General features: G+C 25.2%; 6 protein-coding genes. All 6 read right to left on the bottom strand.

Going from position 1 to position 8484, the window contains the following annotated elements; genetic code table 11:
- Positions 1-237: hypothetical protein (locus AC11VW_RS09990; protein ID WP_484301269.1), on the bottom strand; the 237-nt coding region annotated here is incomplete at its 3' end.
- 16 nt (positions 238-253) lie between these two features.
- On the bottom strand, positions 254-3019 hold the full coding sequence (locus tag AC11VW_RS09995; protein WP_484301270.1) for a sensor histidine kinase: 2766 nt from the start codon (positions 3017-3019) through the stop codon (positions 254-256).
- A 450-nt stretch (positions 3020-3469) separates the two neighbouring features.
- Entirely contained in the window at positions 3470-5353 is a 1884-nt protein-coding gene (selB, locus tag AC11VW_RS10000; protein WP_484301271.1) for a selenocysteine-specific translation elongation factor, read from the bottom strand.
- A gap of 23 nt (positions 5354-5376) precedes the next feature.
- Entirely contained in the window at positions 5377-6756 is a 1380-nt protein-coding gene (selA, locus tag AC11VW_RS10005; RefSeq protein WP_484301274.1) for an L-seryl-tRNA(Sec) selenium transferase, read from the bottom strand.
- Between the two features lie 97 nt (positions 6757-6853).
- Positions 6854-7894 (bottom strand): selenide, water dikinase SelD, encoded by a 1041-nt coding sequence (selD, locus tag AC11VW_RS10010; protein WP_484301272.1) that lies wholly within the window; start codon positions 7892-7894, stop codon positions 6854-6856.
- Positions 7895-8004: 110 nt separating this feature from the next.
- On the bottom strand, positions 8005-8484 hold a 480-nt coding region (locus AC11VW_RS10015), incomplete at its 5' end, for a DUF655 domain-containing protein (protein ID WP_484301273.1).

Here is an 8484-nt window from a genome sequence, read left to right on the forward strand (position 1 = left end):
AATATTAGATATTATATATCCCAACCCAATAAACTTAATATATGTGACTTCATACTCAACATAATTAAGTATTAAAACTATTATAATTAAACTCAATGAACTTCGTATAATAATTATTATATAATTATATGTTGACGTATCTATAAAACTTATTGCTAATAACAGTAAAAAACTTATACTATAAAGTAAATATCCTAACTTTGATACAGGTTTCTCTTTTAATACGCAATTATTCATACTCACATTCCTAACTTTAATAATATATATCCGAAAACTCTATCTTTATTTTTTCATCAATATTATAAATTCTTTTATCTTCTTCACAGTCTTCATAACTCAAGTGTGTTATAGGAATATTGATTATAAATTCTGTTCCTTTTCCCTCTTCACTATTTACACTTATGCTACCTTTATGTAACTCTACTAAATTTTTAACTATAGTAAGACCTATTCCACTTCCCTCTGTACCTCTAGAGAGGGTTCTATCTACTTGAGTAAACTCGTTAAATATTATATCAATCTTGTTTTTAGGTATACCTACTCCATTATCCTTTACACTTATAGTTACAATATCTTTTTTATAATATATATTCACAAATATACAGCCACCATTATTAGTATATTTGATACAATTAGATAATAAATTCAATATAATTCTTTCTATTTCTACCTTATCTATATTTACATTTATTTCCTCATTATCTGTATCAAATATTATACTTATGTCTTTTTTCGTTGCATATTCATCTATTTTCATAAATAAATCTTCTACTATATTTACAATATTATACTTAGATAATTTTATTTTATAAAATCCTGATTCCATTTTTGTTAAGTCTATTATATTAGTAATTAATCGTTGTAATCTATAAGAGCTTTGTCTTACTAATTCTATATGAGACTTCATATTATCATTGTAATCATCAATCTTATTATTTTTATATAAAGAATCTATTAATTGATTTGAACTTGAAATAACATTTAATGGCGTCTTTAATTCATGTGACATATTAGCAAAAAACTCCGTTTTTACCTTATCTATTTTTAATCTATCTGATAATTCTTTTTCTACGATTTGCGATGTTTTTTTATGCGTTAAATCTTTTATTATTAGCATTATATGCTTATTTTCATCTATTGAAAAAGGTAATGCATTCACTTCCACTGGGATTTTGTTTTTATCGAATGTAATTAATTCATACTCAAGTAGTAACATATATTTATTCTCATTTATTACGTTTCTCATACTTTCATCAAATTTGTTATCTTCATCTAAGCTCAAATCTATTATATTTTTTATATTTAATTGTTTTATATTATTTGCATCCTCAATGCTTAACATATTTAACAAAGATTGATTTACATAAGCTATTTCTAAGTTTTTATTTAATAAACAAATTCCGTCAGGTAATATGTCTATAAGTCTTTCATATGATTTTTGACTTTCTTTCAATTTTAAATTAGCTTTTTTTCTATCAGTTATATCCCTTATAACTACTATTGTTTTATTCTCGTTATCTTTTGTATACTCCGAAAAACTCATTTCTACATATACTTTCTTTCCTTCTATTTCATAACATTCTTCTATATTATCATTATTGTAATCTATGTTAAAATTTATTTCATCTAATTCATTTTTGAATATTTCTTTACATGTTTTATTTGCATATATTTTTTTACCATCCTGTATAACTATTATTGCGTCTCCTATGTTTTCTAAAAATCTTTCATATCTTGTGTTTATATCTATTACCTTTTGCTTAAATTCTTTTTTCTTAGTCTTATCTATTAATATACATAGTGTTCCTTGTTTTTCATTCTTTATTAATATTGGTGTACATATGGCTTGGTATGCTTTATTATCTTTTGTATAAATCATATTTTGTACATTTTTATTAAATTCAAAGGCATAATCTATTATTTCTATAAAATCATCATAGTTTTCAATAAATGGTTTCATATCTCTTTCTAATTCATAATCTTCATTCCTATAATTCCCACTAAATTTTTCTGTAAATACTTTATTTAAATAAGTTACTTCTTTATTACTATTAAAAACGATTATACAGCTTGTGGATAAATCTAGAGTTGATTGTAATTTTGAAGTTTCTCTATTTAGCATTTTTTTTAATTCTTCTATCTTGCCTGTTTCCTCTATCAATTTTCTATTTTTATCATTTAGATTCTTCGATTTATTAATCAATACACTATTTATTTCATTTAATTCAATATACGGAACTTTTACATTAGCATGTACAATATATTTATATAAATAATATATTGCTATATTGCTTATTACTTGCTTTAATACATCTTCTATATATACATTTTGCACAAAAATATGTAGCATAGTAGGTATTCTTGAAATAACCATTATTATCGTTATATTTTTTAAAGAATATTTTTCATAATCATTTAGTTTATTATCTGCTTTTTTTATCTTATCATTTATAAAAATACTCATAACTATCATAAATATGTTTGTAATGTTATCTATACAAATTATTATTTCTTCTTTTATAAGCATATTATTTGTATATTCATATAAATTTTCAAATATTATAAATGAACTTATGAATAATATACTACTTATAAATATTATCAATATGTTTTTCAAAATATTTTTATCACTTTTCAAATAATTAAAACTCATATATATACCTATTATTGGCAATACATCTATTACCATAGATAACATTGTCGTATAATTACAAATATGAGTTGAATTTATTTCATTATTTAAAGAAACAACTACATATATAATTTGTAATAGACCTATTATAAAAAATACTATTGCTAAAAATATAGAAATTTTATTCATACTAAATTTCATTATATTAAACACAATTATACCCATAGATATTAAAAACGTTGCACATGTTCCACGTATAAATATTCTATATTTATTGACATCTTTTATAACAAATATCAAAATTATAGATATCATCAATATTAATAAAATGCTTAATTTTTCTTTATTGTTATTATTTAATTTAATTTTTGTTTGTGTAAAATTCAATATATTTTTCTCCCTTTTAATTTAAAACTTACTTAATGAGTATATATGTTTTAATTAAGTTTTCTTATTTTCAGCATATTTCAACTTTGAAAATCGAACACTTTGCTTACATTCAACTAATTTAGTCAATTCAGATTATTTATTAAAACATATATTAATAAAATTTTTCAAGATAATTTACTATAAATTATAAAAATACCAAGATATGTATATTATTAATTATTCATACTTAACTTGGTATTTTACAACTATATATGTTCACTTTTATTTTGCCACTTTTTTATATTCCCCCTAATCGGTATAAAAAGTACGTCAAAGTAAAGTAATTTACAGGGTTTCAACTATTAAATAAAATATATTTTAATAGTGAAAATCTTTACAGCAACATATATATTATATCACTTTTATTTAATTTTATATATTTATTTACATTTATTTACTTTTTACCATCTAAAATAATAATCTTTTATTATCATTTCTTTTTGTTATTTTATTTCTATCAAAATTCTCTAGTATAATCATACAATTTTTTCTACTTGAATTAATTAAATCTCTATATTCTCCTAGTGTTATTTCTTTATTTTCTTTTAGATATGCGATTAAATTTTCTTTTGCATTTATATACACTTCCTTATCAATTACATATGTATCATCTAATTTTTCAATTTCATCACTTATCATAGATTCTAAGACTTCTTCATAATAATGATTACTCTTGCATATATCATCTATGCTTAATAGAGATTCTATTCCATGACTTTTAAGCATATTTTTTATTTCATTTTTTATTTCTTTTTGTTTAGCATTTAAAATAATCTTAAATTCATATAATGAAATTAAATTTCCTTCAGCTTTTATTTGATTTTCACTACATAATTTTTCTATTAATATATCTATTTCTTTTGTTTTAAATTTACTTTCTATTTTAGATCTAAATTCTTCTTTTAATATTCCTTTTCTTAATCTATATTTTTTATGATATTCTGTTAAGAGTTTTATAGATTTTTCCTTTAATGCTTCATACTGATTTATGTGCATATACATATTATTAATTAATACAATTTTATTTTCATTTAAGAGTTTTTCTAAAGCATTATTAATATTTTCTTCACTATCTCCACTATAACTCATTATGTCTTTTTTAGTTGGGTAAACGTTAAGGTTTCTTTTTAAATATTCTTCTAATATATCTTTTAATTCACCCTTTTCTTTTACTTTAAGTGATTTTATTACTTTTTCGTCAAATCTTTTATGTTTTTTAGGTGCTGTATCAATTACAACACCTCCTCCTATAGTTTCCATAGGAGAATAATATCTTACTACAAATTTATCTCCTTTTTTAGCTACTATACTTTCCTCTAGCCTTAATTGAACATATCCACTTTCTCCAGATTCAATTATTTCTTTATCTAAAGGCACAGCCCTACAAAGTATTTCTCTTGTTCCATGATATAATCTTAATCTATCCCAATGATTTAAAGTTTTATCAGCATGATTAACCAAAGAAATTTTAATATCTAACATCATAGCTTCTTCTAATGAATTTTTAGATGCTAATACATCTCCTCTTTCAATATCTTCAACTTTAACATTAGAAATATTTATTGCCGTTCTTTGACCTGCATAAGCTGCATTAACGTTTTCTCCATGTACTTGAATACTTCTTATTTTAGTTTTTAGTTTTTTAGGATATATTTCAAGCTCATCTTCTATACTAATTTTTCCTTCTATTAACGTTCCTGTAATTACTGTCCCAAAACCTTTTACGGAAAATACCCTATCTATATTAAGTCTTGCTGGTAAATTTTCGTTATTACATTCTATTTCATTGCTCATCTTATCAATTTTATTAATAAGATTATCTATACCTTTTTTAGATATAGAGTCAACCTCTAAGATATCTGCATTCTCAAGGAATGTTCCTTTTACCTTTTCTCTTATATCTTCTTTTACTAAATCTATAAATTCTTCATCTACTGTATCACATTTTGTTAGAACTATTATTCCATTTTTTATATCTAAAAAGCTTAGTATATCTAAATGTTCAACCGTCTGCGGCATTACGCCTTCATCTGCTCCAACTACAAACAAAACCATGTCTAGGCCTGATGCACCTGCTAACATATTTTTTATAAATTTTTCATGCCCTGGAACATCTACAATACCAGCTCTTTTATTACTTGGTAAATCAAAATATGTAAACCCTAAATTTATTGATATACCTCTCTTTTTTTCCTCAGCTAAAGTATCTGTTTCTCTTCCTGTAAGTGCTTTTATAAGAGTTGTTTTTCCATGGTCTATATGTCCTGCTGTTCCTATTACTATATTTTTCATATTTAGCCCCCTATTAAAGTCTTTTATTCAAAAGCCTTTTTTAGTTCATTTACAATAATATCATATTCATCTTCAAATATTGTCCTCACATCTAGTACATATTTATTATCGTATACTCTAGCTACTATGTGAGATTCACTTAATCTAAGTATTCTTTCTAGTGCGGATACATTCATCTTATTAGGAGTTATAGCTATTACCTTTGTTTTTATAGTTTCTAAAGGCATAGATCCTCCTCCCACCTGAGAAAATCCATCTTCTACATTTATATTTCCATCTAAATTTAATGTTTTTATTTTATTCACTAAAATATCTGCTTTTTCTTGTAATTCTTCAATCTTGTATGTAAGCATTCTTAATGTAGGTATATTTTTTATAGCTTTTTCTTCATCTAAATACATTCTAAGAGTTGCCTCTAAAGCACATATTGTAAGCTTGTCTACTCTTAAGGCCCTTGTAAGTTGATTTTTCTTCATTTTTTCTATGTATTCTTTTTTACCTACAATTATACCTGCCTGTGGCCCTCCAAGCATTTTATCCCCACTAAATGTTACTATGTCTGCTCCTTGATTTATAGAATCTAAAACTGTTGGTTCATAGGATAAGCCATACTTAGATACATCTATGAAAACACCACTTCCTAAGTCTTCTATAACCGGAATATTGTATTTTTTACCAAGTTGTGATAGTTCATCTATTTCTATGTTTTGTGTAAAACCTAATATCCTATAGTTGCTAGTATGTACCTTCATTAAAACCTTAGTATCTTCAGTTATAGCATTTTCGTAATCTTTTAAATGTGTTTTATTAGTTGCTCCAACCTCTACTAACTTTGCTCCACTAAGCTCCATTATGCTTGGTATCCTAAATGAACCTCCAACTTCTACAAGCTCCCCTCTAGATACTATAGCTTCGTTATCTTTTGCTAATGTATTTAAGACAAGAAGTACTGCTGCTGCATTATTATTTACAACTAATACATCTTCTGCTTTAGTAAGCCTTTTTATAGTTTCTGTTAGATGAGAATATCTAGAACCTCTTTCTCCTTTTTCTAAATTATATTCTAAATTAGAATATCTAGATGCAGAGTTCCATAATTCTTCTTTTATAGTTTCACTAAGTAATGATCTTCCTAAGTTAGTATGTATAACTGTTCCTGTAGCATTTATTACTTTTTTTAAAGATAAAGAATAATTTATTCTAATTTTATTTAATGAACTTTCAATTATATCATCAAATTCTATATTTAACTTTTCTTTACCATCTTCATCTAAATTTATAATTTCTTTTCTTTTTAAGTCTATAATCTGTCTTACTGATTCTAGAACTAAACTTCTTGGATATTCATTTAGTGCATCTGTTATTCTTTTATCTCCCAGAACCTCATCTACGGATGGCAACATGGCAAATAACTTTCTTTTATTCAAAATAATCACTCTCTCTTATTTTAATTTTAAATGAATAAGAAATTAATTCTTATAACATAAAATACGGTTATTTTTATATAACCTTAATATATTTATCTGCTCTTGATTTTACTTCACCTATTATTTTAGCTTCTATAGACCCATTCTTTTTCATATCTTCAACAAGCATATCTGCTAAATCAGAATTAACCGATACTAACAATCCTCCTGATGTTTGTGGATCGTATAAAATATCTTCTATTTCAATTTCTATATTTTGTAATTCAACATCTTTACCTACATATTCTTTATTTCTATACATACCTGCCGGTATAATTCCCATTTTTGCCATGTCAATAGCACCTTCTAATATAGGAACTTCTTTTGAATTTATCTCAATACTTACATCAGATGCCTTTGCCATTTCTAAAGCATGTCCTAAAAGTCCAAACCCTGTCACATCTGTTGCTGAATTAACTTCTATTTTATCAAAACTCATGGCTGCATATTTATTTAAGTGAACCATTACCTCAATAACTTTATCTGCTAATTCCTTTTCAACTAAATCTTCCTTCATAGCAGTATTTAATATACCAACTCCAATTGGCTTAGTTATAACTAACTTATCTCCAACCTGTGCAGTTGCATTGGATAAAACTTTCTTAGGATGTACTATTCCTGATACAGATAGTCCATATTTAGGTTCTTTATCATCAACAGTATGGCCTCCTACTAAAAGTGCACCACTTTCTTTTACTTTATCAAATCCACCTTTTAATATTTCTGCTAAAACATTCATATCGTAACAAGCTGGAAAACAAACTATATTCATTGCCACTAATGGCACCCCTCCCATAGCATATACATCTGATAATGAATTTGATGCAGCTATTTGTCCAAATATATAGGGGTCATCTATCATAGGCGTGAAAAAATCTAATGTTTGAATTAAAGCAGTTTTTTCATTTAATTTATATACTGCCGCATCATCTGATGTCTCTAGTCCTACTAACAATTTATCTGTATTTTCATTCTTAGGTAATTGAGACAAAACTGAAGCCAGAACCTCTGGCCCTATTTTTGACGCTCAACCACCTGAAGTTGTCATATCTGTAAGTCTTTTTAAAATTTCCATTTTCATTTCTCCTCGACATGTCTTTTTACATACCTATAATATCACATTTTACCCTATTTCTTTCATTTATTTACTTACTTAATATTATTTTATTAATAAACATACTTTTTTCAATTTATACTGATTTTATCTTTTATATCTTCGTATTTTTTATCTCCTATTCCATTTACATTTTTTATGTCTTCAATACTATTAAATTTTCCTTTTTCATTTCTATAATTTATTATTTTATTTGCTGTTGCTTCACCTACACCTGGCAAAGTATCTAGTTCTTGTATATTTGCAATATTTATATTTATTTTGTTGGTTTCATTTTGACTACTTGACTCAATAGCTACCTCATCGCTTATACCTTCAACAGCGCTATTAGTATCTGTGTCATCACCTATTTTGGGTATAATATAGTGTTTTTCATCTTCAATCCTCATCGCTAAGTTAATCTTATTTAAATTAGCTTCACTTGTAAATCCCCCTAACTTATCTATAGCGTCAGACAATCTTTTGTCACCTTCTATAGTTACAACCCCTGGTTCTTTAACTTCACCACTTATGAATATAGTTATCATACTTTTATTATTTTCACTTATATT

It is taken from the genome of Romboutsia sp., from assembly GCF_056995035.1.

Excerpts from the sequence above, each read along its gene's own strand:
- selB (WP_484301271.1), bottom strand. The coding sequence starts at position 5,353 with ATGAAAAATATAGTAATAGGAACAGCAGGACATATAGACCATGGAAAA.
- selA (WP_484301274.1), bottom strand. The coding sequence starts at position 6,756 with ATGTTGCCATCCGTAGATGAGGTTCTGGGAGATAAAAGAATAACAGAT.